Genomic DNA, 22,372 nt, shown 5'->3' on the forward strand with positions numbered 1-22,372 from the left:
CTTTATGGAGGTTCCTGCAATGTCAAATACATACCAGAAAAGAAAGGCAAGTAAAGAGTATGGTTTATATAATCAATGTAAGAAACTAAATGATGATGAATTATTTCGCTTACTTGATGATCACAATTCCTTGAAAAGGATTTCATCTGCCAGAGTATTACAGTTAAGAGGTGGGCAAGACGCTGTTAGATTGGCAATTGAGTTCTGCTCTGATAAAAATTATATCCGTAGAGATATCGGAGCATTTATACTCGGGCAAATAAAAATTTGCAAAAAATGCGAAGGTAATGTGTTTAATATTTTGAACAATATGGCATTGAATGATAAGAGCGCTTGCGTTCGAGCTACGGCAATCGAGTCAACGGCTCAGCGATGCAAGAAAAACCCAATTTATTCACCTAAAATAGTAGAACAATCTCAAATTACTGCTTTTGATAAATCGACTAATGTCAGACGTGCTACAGCATTTGCTATTTCTGTTATCAATGATAAAGCAACAATTCCACTATTGATTAATCTGTTAAAAGATCCAAATGGAGATGTCAGAAACTGGGCCGCATTTGCAATAAATATCAATAAATATGATAATAGTGATATTAGGGATTGTTTTGTGGAGATGCTTCAGGATAAAAATGAGGAAGTCCGTATTGAAGCAATAATCGGACTTTCCTACAGAAAAGATAAAAGGGTTTTATCTGTTTTATGCGATGAGTTAAAAAAAAATACTGTTTATGATGATATCATTGAAGCTGCGGGTGAATTAGGTGATAAAACGCTACTTCCTGTTTTAGATACTATGTTGTACAAGTTTGATGACAATGAAATTATAACTTCCGCTATTGATAAGCTGAAGCGTTCATAGCGTGAGTTGCCTATGCACAGTGGGGTATTCCCGCCGGCACGGTGCAGATGCTCGACCGGCTGGAAAGTGAAATCCTGGCTGACCGAGTGAGTGAGGAAAGCCGCCGCTGGCTGGCATCGTGCGGCCTGACGGTGACGCAGATGCAAAACCAGATGGACCCGGTGTACACGCCGGCGCGAAAAATTCACCTGTACCACTGCGACCATCGCGGTCTGCCCCTGGCGCTTGTCAGCACGGAAGGGGCAACAGCGTGGTACGCAGAATATGATGAATGGGGCAACCTGCTGAATGAAGAGAACCCGCATCAACTGCAGCAGCTCATCCGGCTGCCGGGGCAGCAGTATGATGAGGAGTCCGGCCTGTATTACAACCGCCACCGCTATTATGACCCGCTGCAGGGGCGGTATATCACTCAGGATCCAATTGGGCTGAAGGGGGGATGGAATTTTTATCAGTATCCGTTGGATCCGGTCATAAATGTAGATCCGCAAGGTTTGGTTGATATAAATTTATACCCCGAAAGTGATCTTATCCATTCTGTAGCTGATGAGATTAATATCCCAGGCGTTTTCACAATCGGGGGGCATGGTACCCCCACATCTATTGAATCCGCAACGCGCAGTATCATGACAGCTAAAGATCTAGCATATCTAATTAAATTTGATGGGAATTATAAAGATGGGATGACAGTTTGGTTATTTTCTTGTAATACAGGTAAAGGACAAAATTCATTTGCTAGCCAATTAGCTAAAGAGTTACATACAAATGTAATAGGACCTGACACGCTATGGACGTGGTGGGGCGAGGAACTAATGGTAAGTTAAAAATGGATACAGTGCTAACAGCACCAACGAACCTTAATTCAAATAAGGATCTTATGGCTATAACAACAAAAGACCTTGGTAATTGGATAACATATGGGCCATCTGGGCACCCCATTTCTAATATGCAAGGTACGCCAGAAAAACCCAGTGATATAAGATAGGTTGTAGATGTATGAAAGCATGCTTGTTACTATTTTTTTATTTCTCTTTTATTTTTCAATTGCATGGTGCTGATGTGAAAATAAAACAAAACGAAAGTATGATGGGGTCTACAGCAATGACCTATGATTTAAGTGAAGAAAAGTTGATGAAACTGAAGTATAAATCACAACATGGTGATTCAGAGGCATCATTTCGACTATATCAATATTACTGCTTTACTAAAAATAACATTTACAAACAATTGCGATACTTAGAAAGATCAGCATCTCAGGGGAATGTTACAGCGCAGTTTAATTATGGAGTTTTTTTATCGGATACAAATCCAATATTATCAGAATATTATAATTTGAATAAAGCTATTTATTGGATGGAATTCGCTGTAAATAACGGTAATATTGATGCAAAGAGCAAACTTCAAGAGCTCAAAAAGCTAAAGCGAATGGATAGAAGGAAGAATAAGGAGAATCCGTAAAAGCAATAATTCATCAGACTGCCGCAGCAGTAGTATGATGATGAATCAGGGCTGTACTATAACTATTATCTGTAACATTAACCGCAGCAGGGGCGGTATAACACTCAGGCTCCGATTGGGCTGGAAGGTAGGTGGAATTTTTATCAGTATCCTTTGAACCCGATTTCTGGAATCGATCCCCTTGGGATTAGCCACCTGTTTATACAGCATAACTTTAGGTATGCTTTCGTGTGTTTCAGATATACCAGGTGATGATAATTCTTATGGTGTGCTTACTATTTCAGTCGCCTCTGGTAATAATGGTAATAATATGCAATGTAAAAATAATCCTGGTTGTACACACTTACAAAATAGAGGCCCAATACCTCAAGGGGTATGGACCTGGAATGTTAATGGTCCTGGAGCAACTAATAGAAAACCTAATGGTATACGTTTAGTACCGTCAGCAAATACAGAAACGTATAATCGTGATGGATTTTTAATACATAGTTGTTTAAACGCTTTTGGTCCATCTTTAGGACCTCGATTCTGTTCCGAGGGTTGTATAACTGGTTCATCTAATGACATGCAAAAATTAAATGAGCTAATATTTTCAGAGCCAGATAACACATTAACAGTGACGGACTAGAAATATGGCAAGGTTATTAACAATTGTGCTTTTTTTCTCTATTTCTGCGAATGCAGTTACTGTAAACCAATTTCAGAGAGAGTTGGATTTGGCAGACAAGGCAATATTATGGGCACTAATATCAGCCAGTACCCAAGAGGGACGAAAAGCGTGTTCACTTAGCTATTTTTCATGTAAAGCCGCAGAGGCTGAACTCGGACTGGCATATATGGCTGCTAATGATAACAAGGCATTTCTCACATCCTTATCTAGAATAATGATGTACAAAATAGATGCTGGACTTTCCGAATCTTATACATGCTATTTATTAAGCAAGGGAAAGATCATAAGACCATATCTGAAGAATCTAAATCCACACCAACTTGTCGCTGATTGCATTGAAACTGTAAATAAAATAAAAGATAAAAATAAAAAAATCATTGATATAGATTCAGTTAATATTTGCAATGATAATAAAAATATAAATTGGAGAGTTAATAGTACTATTGTAGCCATTGATGATTCTATAAAATGCATCGATGAATAATAACTTAATTATATTTAAAAATATATTAATAACTCACTCTCCAGGAGTTTTTTTAACTTAGTGTTATAATGAATACGATAATTAAAAGTGAAGAGAAAAATAGTTGTATACATATATTCCATGAACCTACATTGTGATCTATAAATTATATATTTTTAAATGTGACAGCCATTCTTCAGATAATAAAACCATCATCGCAATAGATGGAAAAGCACTCCAGCACTTTTTTGATTAGCATCGTCGCAGAGGAACAATTCATAATCATTGCGATCTCGACGATGTATAGTCTGATCCTGCGGCAGATCAAGACGGATAAAAAATCCAATGAGTTCACACTCATCCCGAACTTATTAACATAATGAATATTAAAGAAAAATCATCACAGCCGATGAAATAATATGCAAAAATAATTAGTCCTTACAAGGAGCAAAGTTCCATAATATCCCCCGCCCCCCTCAATGATCCAAATAAAGATAATGCATCCAACTGGTCATTCTTAGCAGCACCTTCCGCATCACCGAAACATGGCTGAAATGGTCGGAGTAAACTGCCACCTGGGCGTAGATGCCGTCGGGTAAGGCATCGATATCATCGTTAGGGTCCAGTTCAATGGTTCCCAGCACACCGTCCGTGCCGGGCACGACCGTTAATGATTGCAATACCCCTTGCGCCTGATACGAACCGCCTGGCACGACAGGTAAAATACTAGTCAGTTTGCCGTGGAATACCTGCCCAGGTAGCGCATTAAACACTACTTCCGCATCATCACCTGGTTTCAGACGTAACAGCGAGTTTTGCCGAAATTGGGCGACAATTTGCCGTTTTTGCTCAGGGATGAAAACCATTACCGGACGCAACGGCAAGGCAGCTGCGTATGTACCTGGGCGGATCAGCACCTGAGTGACGTAGCCATTGCTCGGCGCGCGAATGACGGTCTGCTCAAGGTTATATTTCGCTTCGGTAAGCTGCGCCCTTAAGCTGACAATCTGCGACTGCTCACCGTTAACCATACTGTCGAGCTGGCTCTGGATCTGCGCCTGCTCCGCCACCGAGCCTTTCACCAGCGCGTCCTGCGCGAGGAAGTTTTGCCGCGCATCGTCGATGTCACGTTCCGAGAACGGATTTACCGCCGCCTGGCTGCCTTTCAGGTAACGTTGATAATTTTTAAACAAGCGGTCACGCTCCGCTGAAACCTGGGTGGTATTGGCTTGCGCTTCAGTGAGCTGCGCGCGCAGTGTCTTTATATTATGCGTCGCCGTCATCAGGTCAGCCTGAAGTCTGTCGACTCGCGCCTGATAACGTACCGGGGCGAGCTTAAAAAGCACCTCGCCCTTCTGAATAAGCTGATTATTCTTGTCAGTGACTTCAGTCACGATCCCCGTCACCTGTGGCGTGATGGGAATAGCAATCACCGCTTTCTGTGCGGTAAAAGTGTAAGGGTGGTTGTAGTTCATCAACAAAATCAAACCACTCACCAGAAACACGCCTCCCAGCGCCGCCGTCGCCAGCGTCCACTGATTTACCGGAATGCGGAAGATTTTAAAGACCGCCCACGCCAGCGCCACGTAAGTTAAAACAATCAACAGATCCATATTTAGATCTCCGGGAACGTGGAATAGTCAGTCTTTTTCTCGGCGGCGAGTTGATGCTCCAGCCGGGAAATTCGGTCAGAAAGTGCGGCGATTTCCGGGTCAGTCGCTTTCTCCTGCGACGCAACATGTGACTGCATACCCCAGCCACGCTCCGGTTGATAGAGCGTCGCCCAGATCCACAGGAACGGCCAGATAACATGCAGAGTAAACAGGCTCACCCAGCCCGCCGTATGAATAGCGTCGGCATGGGGGTGATTGCGCTTTTTGGCAATCAGATAAGGGATGTCATGTATCGCGATGATTCCATAAAAAATCACCAGAAAGACGAAGATCAGCACTCCCAACGCGAAATAGTTTAGAAACATATCTGCCTCGGATTCACGTTTATCGGTGTTGTTTTTTGGCTGGCAGCCAGAAGGGAGTCAGGCTGATATTTTGACAATAATTCGGGTTCGCGATTCTCGCCATAACACCAAAGAATAATTTTTAGAGGTGATGAGTTGCTTAGTTACATAACGATTTTATGACGAAGGCATAACATGCTGCAGATCACATCAGGTGAACGCCGTAAGAAAATATCTTGTGATTCAGATCACAAAGATTCAACAAACTAACAAAACAAAAATGTGACATTACTCACATTTAAATGCCATTTTTAGCGAAAATCGCCGTCTTGTTGCTTTTTTACACAAGTATTTTGTGATGCACATCACGTCAATTACCTCTCTACCCCCTATATTTATGTGATTCATATCACACAAAAAGCCGTCGACTGGACAGTTAACCGATTCAGTGCCAGATTTCGCACTATCAACAAGGTCCGGCTACCTCTGCCGCCACATTAACAAAAAACCTCGGGCTTCCAGCCTGCGCGACAGCAAACATAAGAAGGGGTGTTTTTATGTCATCCGATATTAAGATCAAAGTGCAAAGCTTTGGTCGTTTCCTCAGCAACATGGTGATGCCAAATATCGGCGCGTTTATCGCGTGGGGTATCATCACCGCGTTATTTATTCCAACAGGGTGGTTACCGAACGAAACGCTGGCGAAGCTGGTCGGGCCGATGATCACTTATCTCCTGCCACTGCTGATCGGTTATACCGGTGGTAAGCTGGTAGGCGGCGAACGTGGCGGCGTAGTCGGTGCCATCACTACAATGGGCGTTATCGTCGGCGCAGATATGCCGATGTTCCTCGGTTCTATGATTGCAGGTCCGCTGGGCGGCTGGTGCATTAAGCACTTCGACCGCTGGGTAGACGGTAAGATCAAATCCGGTTTTGAGATGCTGGTGAATAACTTCTCCGCTGGCATCATCGGGATGATCCTCGCTATTCTGGCGTTCCTCGGCATTGGCCCGATTGTTGAAGCCCTGTCCAAAATGCTGGCTGCGGGCGTTAACTTCATGGTTGTCCATGACATGCTGCCGCTGGCGTCTATCTTTGTTGAACCGGCGAAAATCCTGTTCCTCAACAACGCCATTAACCACGGTATCTTCTCGCCGCTGGGTATTCAGCAGTCCCATGAACTGGGTAAATCCATCTTCTTCCTGATTGAAGCTAACCCAGGTCCGGGTATGGGTGTTCTGCTGGCGTACATGTTCTTTGGCCGTGGTAGCGCTAAACAGTCTGCGGGCGGTGCGGCAATCATTCACTTCCTGGGGGGTATCCACGAAATCTACTTCCCGTATGTGCTGATGAATCCGCGTCTGATCCTGGCCGTTATCCTCGGTGGTATGACTGGCGTATTCACGCTGACTATCCTGGGCGGTGGTCTGGTTTCTCCGGCATCTCCGGGCTCTATCCTTGCGGTACTGGCAATGACACCAAAAGGTGCTTACTTCGCTAACATCGCGGGTGTGTGTGCGGCGATGGCAGTCTCCTTCGTTGTCTCTGCTATTTTGCTGAAAACCAGCAAAGTGAAAGAAGAAGATGACATTGAAGCAGCAACGCGTCGTATGCAGGACATGAAAGCTGAATCTAAAGGTGCATCTCCGCTGTCTGCTGGCGATGTGACTAACGACCTGAGCCACGTACGTAAAATCATCGTTGCCTGTGACGCCGGTATGGGTTCCAGTGCGATGGGCGCAGGTGTGCTGCGTAAGAAAATTCAGGATGCAGGTCTGTCGCAGATTTCTGTTACTAACAGCGCGATCAACAACCTGCCGCCAGATGTGGACCTGGTCATCACTCACCGTGACCTGACCGAACGCGCTATGCGCCAGGTTCCGCAGGCACAGCATATTTCGCTGACCAACTTCCTCGACAGCGGCCTGTACACCAGCCTGACCGAACGTCTGGTTGCTGCCCAGCGCCATACTGAAAACGAAGTAAAAGTGAAAGACAGTCTGAAAGACAGCTTTGACGATTCCAGTGCTAACCTCTTCAAACTGGGCGCGGAAAACATCTTCCTCGGTCGCAAAGCGGCCACCAAAGAAGAAGCGATTCGTTTTGCTGGCGAGCAGCTGGTGAAAGGCGGTTACGTTGAGCCGGAATACGTTCAGGCGATGCTGGATCGTGAAAAACTGACCCCGACTTATCTGGGTGAGTCCATCGCGGTACCGCACGGTACGGTTGAAGCGAAAGATCGCGTACTGAAAACGGGCGTGGTGTTCTGCCAGTACCCGGAAGGCGTGCGCTTCGGTGAAGAAGAAGATGACATTGCCCGTCTGGTGATTGGTATTGCCGCCCGTAACAACGAGCACATTCAGGTTATCACCAGCCTGACCAATGCACTGGATGATGAGTCCGTCATCGAGCGTCTGGCACACACCACCAGCGTGGATGAAGTGCTGGAACTGCTGGCAGGTCGTAAGTAATCCAATCCCACCTCTCCACATGGAGACGGTGGGGCTAATTGCCTGATGCGCTACGCTTATCAGGCCTACAAAACAAAGCACAGTTTGTTGAATTTGCACGTTCTTGTAGGCCGGATAAGGCATTTACGCCGCATCCGGCGCGGCCCCTCTCCACATGGAGAAGATGGGCTAATTGCCTGATGCGCTACGCTTATCAGGCCTACAAAAACAAAGCACAATTTGTTGAATTTGCACGTTCTTGTAGGCCGGATAAGGCGTTTGCGCCGCATCCGGCGCGGCTCCTCTCCACATGGAGAGGGTTTGGGTGAGGGAAAAGCCTCACCCCAGCCCTCTCGGGTAAAAACATTGATGAAGGTTAATACTATGAAAGCATTACATTTTGGCGCAGGTAATATCGGTCGTGGCTTTATCGGTAAACTGCTGGCAGACGCGGGTATCCAACTGACGTTTGCCGATGTCAATCAGGTGGTACTTGATGCCCTGAATGCCCGTCATAGCTATCAGGTTCATGTGGTCGGTGAAACCGAGCAGGTAGATACCGTTTCTGGCGTCAATGCTGTCAGCAGCATTGGTGATGATGTCGTTGATCTGATTGCTCAGGTTGATTTAGTCACTACCGCCGTGGGCCCGGTTGTGCTGGAACGTATTGCTCCGGCAATCGCCAAAGGGCTGGTGAAACGTAAAGAACAAGGTAATGAATCCCCACTGAACATTATCGCCTGTGAAAACATGGTACGCGGCACCACGCAGCTGAAAGGCCATGTGATGAACGCCCTGCCAGAAGACGCCAAAGCGTGGGTAGAAGAACACGTTGGCTTTGTGGATTCCGCCGTTGACCGCATCGTACCGCCTTCCGCTTCGGCAACGAACGATCCGCTGGAAGTGACAGTCGAAACCTTCAGCGAATGGATTGTCGATAAAACCCAGTTCAAAGGTGCACTGCCGAACATCCCAGGCATGGAGTTAACCGACAACCTGATGGCATTTGTTGAGCGTAAACTCTTCACCCTGAATACAGGTCATGCTATAACCGCGTACCTCGGAAAACTGGCAGGTCATCAGACCATTCGTGACGCAATTCTCGACGAGAAAATCCGCGCGGTAGTAAAAGGGGCGATGGAAGAAAGTGGCGCTGTACTGATTAAGCGTTACGGTTTTGACGCGGACAAACATGCGGCGTACATCCAGAAAATCCTTGGTCGTTTTGAAAACCCGTATCTGAAAGACGATGTAGAGCGCGTAGGCCGTCAGCCGCTGCGTAAACTGAGTGCTGGCGACCGTCTGATCAAGCCACTGCTCGGAACGCTGGAATATGGTCTGCCACATAAAAACCTGATTGAAGGTATTGCCGCTGCAATGCACTTCCGCAGTGAAGATGATCCGCAGGCTCAGGAACTGGCAGCACTGATTGCCGACAAAGGCCCGCAAGCCGCACTGGCGCAGATTTCCGGCCTTGATGCTAACAGCGAGGTTGTATCCGAGGCAGTAACCGCTTATAAAGCAATGCAATAATGGTGGACCAGGCGCAGGACTCCCTGCGCCCGAATAACAGATTGTCAGATATGCAGGCAACAATGGAACAAACCCAGGCCTTTGAAAACCGTGTGCTTGAGCGTCTGAATGCTGGCAAAACCGTGCGAAGCTTTCTGATTACCGCCGTCGAGCTTTTGACCGAGGCGGTAAATCTTCTGGTGCTTCAGGTATTCCGCAAAGACGATTACGCGGTGAAGTATGCTGTAGAACCGTTACTCGACGGCGATGGCCCGCTGGGCGATCTTTCTGTGCGTTTAAAACTCATTTACGGGTTGGGTGTCATTAACCGCCATGAATACGAAGATGCGGAACTGCTGATGGCATTGCGTGAAGAACTAAATCACGACGGCAATGAGTACGCCTTTACCGACGACGAAATTCTTGGCCCCTTTGGTGAGCTGCACTGTGTGGCGGCGTTACCACCGCCGCCACAGTTTGAACCCGCAGACTCCAGTTTGTATGCAATGCAAATTCAGCGTTACCAACAGGCTGTGCGATCAACAATGGTCCTTTCACTGACAGAGCTGATTTCCAAAATCAGCTTAAAAAAAGCCTTTCAAAAGTAAGTACTTTCGCTTACTTCTCCTCTACCTGTTTCGGCCGATAAAGCCGACGATAATACTCCAGACGTTGTAGATATAACGGCACGCTTTCATCAGGTATTCCGGACGGAATCGCATTGCGGGGAGGAAGTTTTTTCAGATACTCCCGGAACGCCTGGCTCGATGCCATGAAATCTACAGCTTTATCGATAAGAAGCGGAACGTTTTCACCTAATTTGCCCATGATGATATCTCCGTATTACCCCGCGTCGGGAATGCGCGGCCGCCAATTTTAGTTTAGATCCCGGTATAAATGACATTAAGGAAAACGTGCTCAATCCTCAATAATGATCCTCTTCTGTTGTCTATCTTTTTTCTTTAAATTTCCTAACTAATCAATAGATTGGGTGATTTTCAAACACATTAATGGTTACAATCTGGAACTATTACAATGCCATCTGTTGTGAACAAAGCACCTGGTCGCGCATACTAGAGGCTATAAATTTATCTCTATCAGAAGTCATCACATGAAAGAAGTCGAAAAAAACGAAATCAAACGTCTCAGCGATCGCCTGGACGCTATCCGCCATCAGCAGGCTGACCTGTCACTTGTTGAAGCCGCAGATAAATATGCCGAACTGGAAAAAGAAAAAGCCACGCTGGAAGCCGAAATTGCTCGCCTGCGTGAAGTTCACAGCCAGAAACTCAGTAAAGAAGCGCAAAAACTGATGAAAATGCCCTTCCAGCGCGCGATTACCAAAAAAGAGCAGGCTGATATGGGCAAGCTGAAGAAAAGTGTTCGCGGACTGGTAGTTGTGCATCCGATGACCGCGCTGGGCCGCGAAATGGGCCTGCAAGAGATGACCGGATTCTCTAAGACCGCATTTTAAGTACCTGTCTCACCGCTGTAATCACAGCCTCTCACGATTTACTCGCTCCTGCTGGCACATGCAGGAGCCTGATACCAGATATCGGATATCTTTAACATTCTTATCACTATTGCTTCCATCTCACCGGCTCTTTGAAGCGCATATTACAGGCTAAATTCTGAAATTGTGGTATGGAATAAAAAAGTGATATATAAGCGATAACAATGAATTAATGCACATTAATGCCTGTAACAGCCATTAATTATTTATATTTATCGCTCAGAATCACACACTTCCCAAGAAAACATCACCATGCTGAATATTAATATTTCTCCTGGTCGGTGTTTTCATCCGGTGAAACATTTGACATTGATTGACATCGATCATTAAAATCCGCGCGATTAATATTATTGGCTACAATCTGAAATTGTCTGACATTTAATGTCATATTCGCACTACCAATTAATACAACAATTAATAGAAAAAGTCTCTTATAAATTTATATAACGTATATTTCCACTCGAATCATTCATAAAAAGGATGATTACGCCGTAACAGTTAACGTATCGGGATCATGAAAAGGAATTCACCCTATGAGCATCAAAAAAGCACTATTAAGCATGTTTATAACATTGCCACTCTGGGTATTGACTGGGTGTGACTATATTGAGAAAGCGAATCTGATCGACGATCTTGCCAAACAGCAAGAATTGCAAAAAAGTAAAATAGAGATTCTTGAAAAAGAACAAGAACAATATAAAAGAAAAATAGAAATTATTGAAAATCAACAAATTAATATTGCAAACACCACTAAAGTGCTGGCGGGTGTAGTAAAGGCGGTCAAAGACAAACAGGACGAATTTGTCTTCACCGAATTTAACCCAGCACAAACAAAATACTTCATTTTAAACAATGGCTCGGTTGGTTTGGCAGGCCGGGTGCTGTCTATTGATGCAGTTGAAAATGGTAGCGTTATTCGTATTTCGCTGGTTAACCTTTTAAGCGTTCCCGTATTAAATATTGGCTTTCAAGCCACATGGGGCAATGAAAGACCCACCGATGCCAAAGCGCTGGCAAAGTGGCAGCAACTGCTGTTCAACACCACCATGAACTCCACCCTGCAATTAATGCCAGGTCAATGGCAAGACATTAATCTGACATTAAAAGGCGTTTCACCTAATAACCTGAAGTATCTGAAATTGTCCATCAATATGGCCAATCTCCAGTTCGACACTGTTCAACCTGCTGAAACCCGGCAGCGGAAAAACAAAAAATAAATGCAGCTTCTGCGCTTATATCAAGGAATAGAGAGCATCACGAATGAACAAAATATTTAAAGTTATCTGGAATCCGGCAACGGGCAGCTATAGCGTTGCCAGTGAAACGGCGAAAAGTCGTGGAAAAAAGAGCGGGCGCAGTAAGCTCATGCTGGCGACGGTGATTGGTATCAACAGCCTGGCGTTTTCATTCAGCGCATCCGCACAGTTAGTGGGGAAAGATACTGGTCGTGGCGTTGATTATGGTCAGGGTACAGGAACAGGCTGGGTTGCTGTCGGTGAGGATGCAAGAGCAAATGCTTATACAGACACCGGTGGTGGCTCCAGTACCGCAGTGGGTTATCAGTCAAACGCCGAGGGAAGATGGTCAACAGCCATCGGCGGTAAGACTCATTCGATTGGCGAAGCATCAATGGCGTTCGGGATTAATACCACCTCAATAGGCCAGCGAAGTCTCGCTATGGGCGCATCGACAACGTCAACAGGTGACTATTCAATCGCATTTGGTCGTTATGCGGAATCAATAGGCGAATTTTCTATTGCACAAGGTGATAGCGCGAAAACAGGTGCTGATAAAGCCATCGCAGTAGGACATGGGAGCAAAGCCTTAGGAATAATGAGTATCGCCCTCGGTGACACTGCCAATGCCTCGAAAGAATATTCTATGGCACTGGGAGCAAATAGTGCAGCTAACGGCACAGACAGCCTCGCTTTAGGCAGACAATCTCTCGCCAGCGCAGCAAACGCGATTGCGATTGGCGCTGAGACCGAAGCCGCTGAAAATGCAACGGCAGTGGGTACTAAAGCGGAGGCAAATGGGCTTAACAGTATCGCGTTGGGCTCCGGGAGTATTGCAAATACCGATAACACGATTGCTCTGGGTAATCAAAGCCAGGCAATCGCTGCGGGCGCCATTGCCATCGGCCAGGCGAATAAAGCTGACGGCGTAAATGCAATCGCACTGGGAAATGGGAGTATTACCGGTGGGGCAAATGCCATTGCTCTTGGACAAGGCAGTTATGCCGGTTTAGAAAATGGCATTGCAATTGGTGCTCAGGCCACTGCTCAAGGTAAAAATTCAATTGCTCTGGGTGCTGGTTCTGTCGCGACTGAAGCGGATACTGTCTCCGTGGGTAACACAACTGCTCAGCGAAAAATTGTCAATATGGCAAAAGGTGATATCGACAATAACAGTACTGATGCCATCAATGGATCACAGCTTTATGCTATCAGTAAGTCAGTAGCAGATAATCTTGGTGGAGGAGCGACCGTCAATTCGCAGGGCGTCGTGACTTCCCCAAATTACAGACTGAAAAATGGTATTTATGGCAATGTTGGCGACGCCTTAGCGGATCTAAACACGAATACGATACAATGGGACTCCCTTAAAAAGGGATATAGTGCGGCACATGGTACAGATGCCACTAGCAAAATCACTAACGTCACCGCTGGCGACCTTTCCGCCACAAGTACCGATGCCGTCAACGGTTCTCAGCTGAATACCACTAACGATAACGTGGCGACTAACACCACCAACATCACTAACCTGACTGATACGGTGACTAACCTCGGTGAAGACGCCCTGAAATGGGACGATGCCGCAGGCGCATTCACCGCTGCACGCGGCACTAACGCCACCAACAAAATCACTAACGTCACCGCTGGCGAGCTCTCTGACACCAGCACCGACGCCGTTAATGGTTCTCAGCTGAAAACCACTAACGATAACGTGGCGACTAACACCACCAATATCGCTACCAATACCAGCAATATCACTAACCTGACTGATACGGTGACTGACCTTAGTGAAGACGCCCTGAAATGGGACGACGCCGCAGGCGCATTCACCGCTGCACACGGCACTAATGCCACCAACAAAATCACCAATGTCACCGCCGGCGAACTCTCTGATACCAGCACCGACGCCGTCAACGGTTCTCAGCTGAAAGCGACCAAGGACGATGTGGCGGCAAACACCACCAATATCGCTACCAATACCAGCAATATCACTAACCTGACTGATACGGTGACTGACCTTAGTGAAGACGCCCTGAAATGGGACGACGCCGCAGGCGCATTCACCGCTGCACACGGCACTAACGCCACCAACAAAATCAGCAACGTACAAGCTGGCATAGTCTCCTCTGACAGCACTGACGCCATAAATGGCTCACAACTTTACGGTTTGGCTGATTCATTCACGTCCTATCTGGGTGGTGGGGCTGATATTAGCGATACAGGTGTATTAACCGGGCCAACCTATAGTATTGGCGGCACTGACTACACTAACGTCGGGGATGCTCTGGCTGCGATTAACACTTCATTTAGTGATTCTCTCGGTGATGCTCTGCTCTGGGATACAACCGCAGGCAAATTCAGCGCCAAACACGGCATTAATAATGATCCCAGTGTAATCACTGATATTGCAAACGGTGCAGTCTCGTCCACCAGTAGCGACGCTATTAACGGTTCACAGCTTTATGGCGTTAGTGACTACATTGCCGATGCTCTGGGCGGGAACGCTGTGGTGAATGCGGATGGCAGTATCACCGCACCGACTTATGCCATCGCTGGCGGCAGTTACAGCAACGTTGGTGACGCACTGGAAGCGATCGATACCACGCTGGATGACGCCCTGCTCTGGGATGCAACAGCCAATGACGGTGCTGGTGCATTCAGCGCCGGTCGTGGGGTAGATAACACTGCCAGTAAGATTACTAACGTCGCAAATGGTGCAATCTCTGCCACCAGCAGCGACGCGATTAACGGCTCACAACTCTATACCACTAACAAATATATCGCTGATGCTCTGGGCGGTGATGCAGAAGTTAACGCTGATGGTACTATCACTGCGCCGACTTACACCATTGCGAATGCCGAGTACAACAATGTCGGTGAAGCTCTGGATGCGCTTGATGAGAACGCGCTGCTGTGGGATGCGACCGCCAATAACGGCGAAGGGGCTTACAACGCCAGTCATGACGGCAAGGCCAGCATTATCACAAACGTTGCTGATGGTAACATTGGTGAAGGTAGCACCGATGCTATCAACGGTTCTCAGCTGTTTAACACCAATATGCTGATCCAGCAGAACAGCGAAGTTATCAATCAGCTTGCCGGTAACACCAGTGAAACCTACATCGAAGAAAATGGTGCAGGTATTAACTATGTGCGTACCAATGACACCGGTTTAACCTTCACCGATGCCAGCGCAGCAGGTATTGGCTCTACCGCTGTGGGTTATAACTCTGTTGCCAAAGGCGATAGCAGCGTGGCCATCGGCCAGGACAGTTACAGCAACGTTGATACAGGTATCGCTCTTGGTAGCAGTTCCGTTTCCAGCCGTGTAATAGTTAAAGGTTCTCGTGACACCAGCGTATCGGAAGAAGGTGTTGTGATTGGTTATGACACAACTGACGGTGAACTGCTTGGCGCATTATCAATTGGTGATGAAGGTAAATACCGTCAAATCATCAATGTTGCCGATGGTTCTGAAGCCCATGATGCCGTTACGGTTCGCCAGTTGCAGAATGCGATTGGTGCAGTAGCCACCACGCCGACCAAATACTATCACGCCAACTCAACGGCTGAAGACTCACTGGCAGTCGGTGAAGACTCGCTGGCAATGGGCGCAAAAACCATCGTTAATGGTAATGCAGGTATTGGTATCGGCCTGAACACTTTAGTTCTGGCAGATGCGATTAACGGTATTGCTATCGGTAGCAACGCGCGTGCAAACCATGCAAACAGCATTGCAATGGGTAATGGTTCTCAAACTACCCGTGGCGCACAAACTGGCTACACCGCCTACAACATGGATGCACCGCAGAACTCTGTGGGTGAATTCTCCGTAGGTAGCGAAGACGGTCAACGTCAGATCACCAACGTCGCGGCTGGTTCGGCGGATACCGATGCGGTCAACGTGGGTCAATTGAAAGTAACGGATGCGCAGGTTTCCCAGAATACCCAGAGCATTACTAACCTGAACAATCAGGTGACGAATCTGGATACTCGCGTGACCAATATCGAGAACGGTATTGGCGATATCGTGACCACAGGTAGCACCAAGTACTTCAAGACCAACACCGATGGCGTAGATGCTAACGCCCAGGGTAAAGACAGTGTGGCGATTGGTTCTGGATCCATTGCTGCCGCTGACAACAGCGTCGCTCTGGGTACAGGCTCCGTGGCCAACGAAGAAAACACAATCTCTGTGGGTTCTTCTACCAACCAGCGCCGTATCACCAACGTTGCTGCCGGTGTTAATGCCACCGATGCGGTTAACGTTTCGCAACTGAAGTCTTCCGAAGCAGGTGGCGTTCGCTACGACACCAAAGCTGATGGCTCTATCGACTACAGCAACATCACTCTCGGTGGCGGCAATGGCGGTACGACTCGCATCAGCAACGTTTCTGCTGGCGTGAACAACAACGACGCAGTGAACTATGCACAGTTGAAGCAAAGTGTGCAGGAAACGAAGCAATACACCGATCAGCGCATGGTTGAGATGGATAACAAACTGTCCAAAACCGAAAGCAAGTTGAGCGGTGGTATCGCTTCCGCAATGGCAATGACCGGTCTGCCGCAGGCTTACACGCCGGGAGCCAGCATGGCCTCTATTGGTGGTGGTACTTACAACGGCGAATCGGCTGTTGCTTTAGGTGTGTCGATGGTGAGCGCCAATGGTCGTTGGGTCTACAAATTACAAGGTAGTACCAATAGCCAGGGTGAATACTCCGCCGCACTCGGTGCCGGTATTCAGTGGTAATGATCCATTAAAGAATGGGTAAACGCCAAATTGCGTGATGCGCTACGCTTATCAGACCTACGGGATGATTCAGCACATTCCTGTAGGCCGGATAAGGCGTTCACGCCGCATCCGGCAAGATAAGACGCACCAGATCAACAATCTGAGGGCAATTCCCTGATGGGAATTGCCCTTTTCTTTACAGACATCTCCCTCACTCCAAATTGGCCCTACCAATTCTTCGCTTATCTGACCTCTGGTTCACAGTTCCCCAATTAAAGCTCACATCAATGTTGCTAATATATAACATTTGGTTAACTATTCATTGTCATTATCCCTACACAACACAATTGGCAGTGCCACTTTTACACAACGTGTGACACGGAGATGAGCAACAGACTCATCACGCGGCGTGTGTGGACTGCAGGAGACCTGCAATGAATCTCTGGCAACAAAACTATGATCCCGCCGGGAATATCTGGCTTTCCAGCCTGATAGCATCGCTTCCCATTCTGTTTTTCTTCTTTGCGCTGATTAAGCTCAAACTGAAAGGATACGTCGCCGCCTCGTGGACGGTGGCAATCGCCCTTGCCGTGGCTTTGCTGTTCTATAAAATGCCGGTCGCTAACGCGCTGGCCTCGGTGGTTTATGGCTTCTTCTACGGTTTGTGGCCCATCGCGTGGATCATTATTGCAGCGGTGTTCGTCTATAAGATCTCGGTGAAAACCGGGCAGTTTGACATCATCCGCTCGTCTATTCTTTCGATAACCCCTGACCAGCGCCTGCAAATGCTGATCGTCGGTTTCTGTTTCGGCGCGTTCCTCGAAGGGGCCGCAGGATTTGGCGCACCGGTAGCAATTACCGCCGCATTGCTGGTCGGCCTGGGCTTTAAACCGCTGTACGCCGCCGGGCTGTGCCTGATTGTTAACACCGCGCCAGTGGCATTTGGTGCGATGGGTATTCCGATTCTGGTCGCCGGGCAGGTAACAGGCATCGACAGCTTTGAGATTGGCCAGATGGTGGGGCGTCAGCTACCGTTTATGACCATTATCGTGCTGTTCTGGATTATGGCGATTATGGACGGCTGGCGCGGTATCAAAGAAACCTGGCCTGCGGTCGTGGTTGCGGGCGGCTCGTTTGCCATCGCTCAATACCTCAGCTCTAACTTCATTGGGCCGGAACTGCCAGACATTATCTCTTCGCTGGTATCGCTGCTCTGCCTGACACTGTTCCTCAAACGCTGGCAGCCGGTGCGCGTATTCCGTTTTGGTGATTTGGGGGCGTCACAGGTTGATATGACGCTGGCCCACACCGGTTACACCGCGGGTCAGGTATTACGTGCCTGGACACCGTTCCTGTTCCTGACCGCTACCGTAACACTGTGGAGTATCCCGCCGTTTAAAGCCCTGTTCGCATCGGGTGGCGCGCTGTATGAGTGGGTGATCAATATTCCGGTGCCGTACCTCGATAAACTGGTTGCCCGTATGCCACCAGTGGTCAGCGAAGCGACAGCTTACGCCGCCGTGTTTAAGTTCGACTGGTTCTCTGCTACCGGTACCGCCATTCTGTTTGCTGCCCTGCTTTCGATTGTCTGGCTGAAGATGAAACCATCTGACGCTATCAGCACCTTCGGCAGCACCCTAAAAGAACTGGCTCTGCCTATCTACTCCATCGGTATGGTGCTGGCATTCGCCTTTATTTCGAACTATTCCGGACTGTCATCAACACTGGCGCTGGCACTGGCGCATACCGGTCATGCATTCACCTTCTTCTCGCCGTTCCTCGGCTGGCTTGGGGTATTCCTGACCGGGTCGGATACGTCATCTAATGCTTTGTTTGCCGCTTTGCAGGCTACCGCCGCACAACAAATTGGCGTTTCTGACCTGTTGCTGGTTGCTGCCAACACCACCGGTGGTGTCACCGGCAAAATGATCTCTCCGCAATCTATCGCTATCGCCTGTGCGGCGGTAGGACTGGTGGGCAAAGAGTCTGATTTGTTCCGCTTTACTGTCAAACACAGCCTGATCTTCACCTGTATGGTGGGCGTGATCACCACGCTTCAGGCCTATGTCTTAACGTGGATGATTCCTTAATGATTGTTTTACCCAGACGCCTGTCAGACGAGGTTGCCGATCGTGTGCGGGCGCTGATTGATGAAAAAAACCTGGAGGCGGGCATGAAATTGCCCGCTGAACGTCAACTGGCAATGCAACTCGGTGTATCGCGAAATTCACTGCGCGAGGCGCTGGCGAAACTGGTGAGCGAAGGTGTGTTGCTCAGTCGACGCGGCGGCGGGACGTTTATTCGCTGGCGTCATGACACATGGTCGGAGCAAAACATCGTCCAGCCGTTGAAAACGCTGATGGCCGATGATCCGGATTACAGTTTCGATATTCTGGAAGCCCGCTACGCCATAGAAGCCAGCACCGCGTGGCATGCAGCAATGCGCGCCACGCCTGGCGAAAAAGAGAAAATTCAGCTTTGCTTTGAAGCAACACTCAGCGAAGACCCGGATCTCGCCTCACAAGCGGACGTTCGTTTTCATCTGGCGATTGCCGAAGCCTCACATAACATTGTGTTGCTGCAAACCATGCGTGGTTTCTTCGATGTCCTGCAATCCTCAGTGAAGCATAGCCGTCAGCGGATGTATCTGGTGCCCCCGGTTTTTTCACAACTGACCGAACAACATCAGGCTGTCATTGACGCCATTTTTGCCGGTGATGCTGACGGGGCGCGTAAAGCAATGATGGCGCACCTTAGCTTTGTTCACACCACCATGAAACGATTCGATGAAGATCAAGCTCGCCATGCACGCATTACCCGCCTGCCTGGTGACCATAATGAGCATTCGAGGGAGAAAAACGCATGATTATTTCCGCAGCCAGCGATTATCGCGCCGCAGCACAACGCATTCTGCCACCGTTCCTGTTCCACTATATGGATGGGGGGGCATATTCTGAATACACGCTGCGCCGCAACGTGGAAGATTTGTCAGAAGTGGCGCTGCGCCAGCGAATTCTGAAAAACATGTCCGACTTAAGCCTGGAAACGACACTGTTTAATGAGAAATTGTCGATGCCGGTGGCGCTAGGTCCGGTAGGTTTGTGTGGCATGTATGCGCGACGCGGCGAAGTTCAGGCCGCAAAAGCGGCGGATGCACATGGCATTCCGTTTACTCTCTCGACCGTTTCTGTTTGCCCAATTGAAGAAGTCGCCCCCGCCATCAAGCGTCCGATGTGGTTCCAGTTATATGTGCTGCGCGATCGCGGCTTTATGCGTAACGCGCTGGAGCGTGCAAAAGCGGCAGGCTGTTCAACTCTGGTCTTCACTGTGGATATGCCAACGCCTGGTGCGCGTTACCGTGATGCGCACTCTGGAATGAGCGGCCCGAACGCGGCAATGCGCCGCTACTTGCAGGCGGTAACGCATCCGCAATGGGCGTGGGATGTGGGCCTGAATGGTCGTCCGCATGATCTCGGTAATATCTCGACTTATCTCGGCAAACCGACCGGACTGGAAGATTACATCGGCTGGCTAGGGAATAACTTCGATCCTTCTATCTCATGGAAAGACCTTGAGTGGATCCGCGATTTCTGGGATGGCCCGATGGTGATCAAAGGGATCCTCGACCCAGAAGATGCGCGTGATGCGGTACGTTTTGGCGCAGATGGCATTGTGGTTTCTAACCACGGTGGCCGCCAGCTGGATGGTGTACTCTCTTCTGCCCGTGCATTGCCTGCTATTGCAGATGCGGTGAAAGGTGATATCGCCATTCTGGCAGATAGCGGCATTCGTAACGGGCTTGATGTCGTGCGTATGATTGCGCTCGGTGCCGATACTGTACTGCTGGGTCGTGCTTTCCTGTATGCGCTGGCAACGGCGGGCCAGGCGGGCGTGGCAAATCTGCTTAATCTGATAGAGAAAGAGATGAAAGTGGCGATGACGCTCACTGGCGCAAAATCGATCAGTGAAATTACGCAAGATTCGCTGGTGCAGGGGCTGGGTAAAGAGTTGCCTGCGGCGCTGGCTCCGATGGCGAAAGGGAATGCGGCTTAAGAGTTAGATGAATATCTGCTATCCTGCCCCCGCACTAAGGGGGCAGTATGCTAAACATCGTACTTTACGAACCAGAAATTCCGCCAAATACTGGCAACATCATCCGTCTTTGCGCTAATACCGGCTTTCGTCTGCATATCATCGAACCGATGGGATTTGCCTGGGACGACAAGCGCCTGCGCCGCGCAGGACTGGACTACCACGAATTTACCGCCGTTACGCGCCATCATAACTATGCTGCGTTCCTGGAAGCAGAAAATCCCCAGCGTCTGTTTGCCCTCACCACGAAAGGCACACCCGCACACAGCGCCGTAAGTTATCAGGATGGCGACTATCTGATGTTTGGCCCGGAAACACGCGGCCTGCCCGCGAGCATTCTCGATGCCCTGCCCGCTGAACAAAAAATTCGCATTCCAATGGTGCCGGACAGCCGCAGCATGAACCTGTCCAATGCGGTGTCGGTCGTGGTGTATGAAGCCTGGCGGCAGCTGGGGTATCCGGGAGCGGTGTTGAGAGATTAGTTACTGTATGCCGGATAGATGATTACATCGCATCCGGCACAATCACAGGACGTCAGATCCCATCCCCATATTCAAACGTATGGTTAATGCCGTTGAAATGCTGATCCATATCCATTGATGGCTTATCGCTGTCTGGTTTACCGACAATGCGTGCCGGAACGCCAGCGGCGGTGGTATGTGGCGGTACCGGTTGCAGCACCACGGAACCTGCGCCAATCTTCGCACCGCGCCCAACTTCAATATTGCCGAGAATTTTCGCACCTGCGCCAATCATCACGCCTTCACGAATTTTCGGGTGACGGTCGCCGCCAGATTTTCCCGTACCGCCAAGGGTAACGGATTGCAGAATCGACACGTCATTTTCAATCACCGCAGTTTCACCCACCACAATGCCCGTCGCGTGGTCGAGCATGATACCGCGACCAATTTTTGCCGCCGGATGAATATCCACCTGGAACGTCACAGATACCTGGTTTTGCAGAAAAATAGCCAGCGCGCGACGGCCCTGATTCCACAGCCAGTGACCGATGCGATACGCCTGCAAGGCGTGAAAACCTTTCAGATATAACAATGGGGTTGAGTATTTATCGACTGCCGGGTCGCGGGTACGCACTGCCTGAATATCACAGGCCGCAGAAGCGATCATTTCCGGGTCGGCGGCGTAGGCTTCTTCCACCACTTCACGGATAGCAATGGCAGGCATAATTGGCGATGACAGCTTGTTCGCCAGCATGTAGCTCAGTGCACTGCCCAGGTTTTCGTGCTTGAGTAGCGTCGCGTGGTAAAAACTGGCCAGCATTGGCTCACAGTCCGCCAGGGTTCTGGCTTCAGCTTTAATATTGTTCCAGACAATTTCCAGTTCTTCACACGACATTGCTTACTCCACACGATGAGATAATGACCGGCCCGTTCTGCGCGGGCCGGGTCATAGCGGTAACAAAGGTTC

At 48.6% G+C, this 22,372-nt stretch carries 18 protein-coding genes and 2 pseudogenes; 16 read left to right on the forward strand and 4 right to left on the reverse strand.

From position 1 onward, the window contains the following. Positions 1–19: 19 nt before the first annotated feature. The 6 genes and pseudogenes from BEB54_RS15225 to BEB54_RS15245 all read left to right on the forward strand — a co-directional run bounded on the left by BEB54_RS15225 (position 20) and on the right by BEB54_RS15245 (position 3,474). On the forward strand, positions 20–862 hold the full coding sequence (locus BEB54_RS15225; protein ID WP_001544187.1) for a HEAT repeat domain-containing protein: 843 nt from the start codon (positions 20–22) through the stop codon (positions 860–862). Positions 863–891: 29 nt separating this feature from the next. Then, positions 892–1,847, forward strand: a pseudogene (locus tag BEB54_RS15230) (RHS repeat-associated core domain-containing protein); the annotation flags it as partial. 11 nt (positions 1,848–1,858) lie between these two features. Further along, positions 1,859–2,320 carry a sel1 repeat family protein gene (locus BEB54_RS15235; RefSeq protein ID WP_105282228.1) on the forward strand — a complete coding sequence of 154 codons (462 nt, stop codon included), beginning with the start codon at positions 1,859–1,861 and terminating at the stop codon, positions 2,318–2,320. Positions 2,321–2,353: 33 nt separating this feature from the next. After that, positions 2,354–2,572 (forward strand): annotated as a pseudogene (locus tag BEB54_RS29955) (RHS repeat-associated core domain-containing protein); the annotation flags it as partial. Continuing rightward, positions 2,502–2,948: a tlde1 domain-containing protein gene (locus BEB54_RS15240; RefSeq protein WP_231347612.1), complete on the forward strand. Its 447-nt coding sequence runs from the start codon at positions 2,502–2,504 to the stop codon at positions 2,946–2,948. The pseudogene BEB54_RS29955 and the gene BEB54_RS15240, both read left to right, overlap by 71 nt. Positions 2,949–2,952: 4 nt before the next feature. Next, complete coding sequence (locus tag BEB54_RS15245; RefSeq protein ID WP_022646265.1) at positions 2,953–3,474, forward strand: Imm57 family immunity protein; 522 nt, start codon at positions 2,953–2,955, stop codon at positions 3,472–3,474. A 455-nt stretch (positions 3,475–3,929) separates the two neighbouring features. On the opposite strand, the gene BEB54_RS15250 is transcribed toward BEB54_RS15245, so the two are convergent. Next, positions 3,930–5,066 (reverse strand): HlyD family secretion protein, encoded by a 1,137-nt coding sequence (locus BEB54_RS15250; RefSeq protein WP_105277684.1) that lies wholly within the window; start codon positions 5,064–5,066, stop codon positions 3,930–3,932. 2 nt (positions 5,067–5,068) lie between these two features. Then, positions 5,069–5,431, reverse strand: a complete 363-nt coding sequence (locus BEB54_RS15255; RefSeq protein WP_000479624.1) for a DUF3302 domain-containing protein — start codon at positions 5,429–5,431, stop codon at positions 5,069–5,071. 536 nt (positions 5,432–5,967) lie between these two features. Between BEB54_RS15255 and mtlA the strand changes: the two genes are divergently transcribed. The 3 genes from mtlA to mtlR all read left to right on the forward strand — a co-directional run bounded on the left by mtlA (position 5,968) and on the right by mtlR (position 9,980). Beyond that, positions 5,968–7,881 (forward strand): PTS mannitol transporter subunit IICBA, encoded by a 1,914-nt coding sequence (gene mtlA, locus BEB54_RS15260; protein WP_000093252.1) that lies wholly within the window; start codon positions 5,968–5,970, stop codon positions 7,879–7,881. A gap of 363 nt (positions 7,882–8,244) precedes the next feature. After that, entirely contained in the window at positions 8,245–9,393 is a 1,149-nt protein-coding gene (mtlD, locus tag BEB54_RS15265; RefSeq protein WP_000645420.1) for a mannitol-1-phosphate 5-dehydrogenase, read from the forward strand. After that, on the forward strand, positions 9,393–9,980 hold the full coding sequence (gene mtlR / locus BEB54_RS15270) for a mannitol operon repressor MtlR (RefSeq protein ID WP_000228261.1): 588 nt from the start codon (positions 9,393–9,395) through the stop codon (positions 9,978–9,980). The genes mtlD and mtlR overlap by 1 nt, the downstream gene beginning before the upstream one ends. Before the next feature lie 10 nt (positions 9,981–9,990). Here the strand turns inward: mtlR and yibT are convergent, their stop codons facing one another. Next, the gene (gene yibT, locus BEB54_RS15275) at positions 9,991–10,200 is read right to left on the reverse strand and encodes a protein YibT (protein WP_000517099.1); all 210 of its coding nucleotides are present in this window, start codon (positions 10,198–10,200) and stop codon (positions 9,991–9,993) included. A gap of 283 nt (positions 10,201–10,483) precedes the next feature. Between yibT and BEB54_RS15280 the strand changes: the two genes are divergently transcribed. From BEB54_RS15280 to trmL, 7 genes are all read left to right on the forward strand, one after another. Then, positions 10,484–10,846, forward strand: a complete 363-nt coding sequence (locus tag BEB54_RS15280; RefSeq protein ID WP_000665680.1) for a YibL family ribosome-associated protein — start codon at positions 10,484–10,486, stop codon at positions 10,844–10,846. 572 nt (positions 10,847–11,418) lie between these two features. Next, positions 11,419–12,102, forward strand: coding sequence for a DUF3251 domain-containing protein (locus BEB54_RS15285; protein ID WP_105277683.1), 684 nt, complete (start codon positions 11,419–11,421; stop codon positions 12,100–12,102). Positions 12,103–12,145: 43 nt separating this feature from the next. Next, the gene (locus tag BEB54_RS15290; RefSeq protein WP_105277682.1) at positions 12,146–16,870 is read left to right on the forward strand and encodes a YadA-like family protein; all 4,725 of its coding nucleotides are present in this window, start codon (positions 12,146–12,148) and stop codon (positions 16,868–16,870) included. A 416-nt stretch (positions 16,871–17,286) separates the two neighbouring features. Then, a complete protein-coding gene (gene lldP / locus BEB54_RS15300) occupies positions 17,287–18,942 on the forward strand; it encodes an L-lactate permease (protein ID WP_001297977.1) in 1,656 nt (551 codons plus the stop codon). Further along, positions 18,942–19,718 (forward strand): transcriptional regulator LldR, encoded by a 777-nt coding sequence (gene lldR, locus BEB54_RS15305; RefSeq protein ID WP_001304974.1) that lies wholly within the window; start codon positions 18,942–18,944, stop codon positions 19,716–19,718. Before lldP ends, lldR begins: the two co-directional genes overlap by 1 nt. Next, entirely contained in the window at positions 19,715–20,905 is a 1,191-nt protein-coding gene (gene lldD / locus BEB54_RS15310; RefSeq protein WP_032304041.1) for a quinone-dependent L-lactate dehydrogenase, read from the forward strand. The genes lldR and lldD overlap by 4 nt, the downstream gene beginning before the upstream one ends. 47 nt (positions 20,906–20,952) lie before the next feature. Further along, positions 20,953–21,426 carry a tRNA (uridine(34)/cytosine(34)/5-carboxymethylaminomethyluridine(34)-2'-O)-methyltransferase TrmL gene (trmL, locus tag BEB54_RS15315; protein ID WP_000932361.1) on the forward strand — a complete coding sequence of 158 codons (474 nt, stop codon included), beginning with the start codon at positions 20,953–20,955 and terminating at the stop codon, positions 21,424–21,426. A 52-nt stretch (positions 21,427–21,478) separates the two neighbouring features. Here the strand turns inward: trmL and cysE are convergent, their stop codons facing one another. Then, the gene (gene cysE, locus BEB54_RS15320; RefSeq protein ID WP_001277561.1) at positions 21,479–22,300 is read right to left on the reverse strand and encodes a serine O-acetyltransferase; all 822 of its coding nucleotides are present in this window, start codon (positions 22,298–22,300) and stop codon (positions 21,479–21,481) included. Positions 22,301–22,372 lie beyond the last annotated feature (72 nt).

Source organism: Escherichia sp. MOD1-EC6021 (assembly GCF_002965245.1).
GTDB lineage: Bacteria > Pseudomonadota > Gammaproteobacteria > Enterobacterales > Enterobacteriaceae > Escherichia > Escherichia coli_F.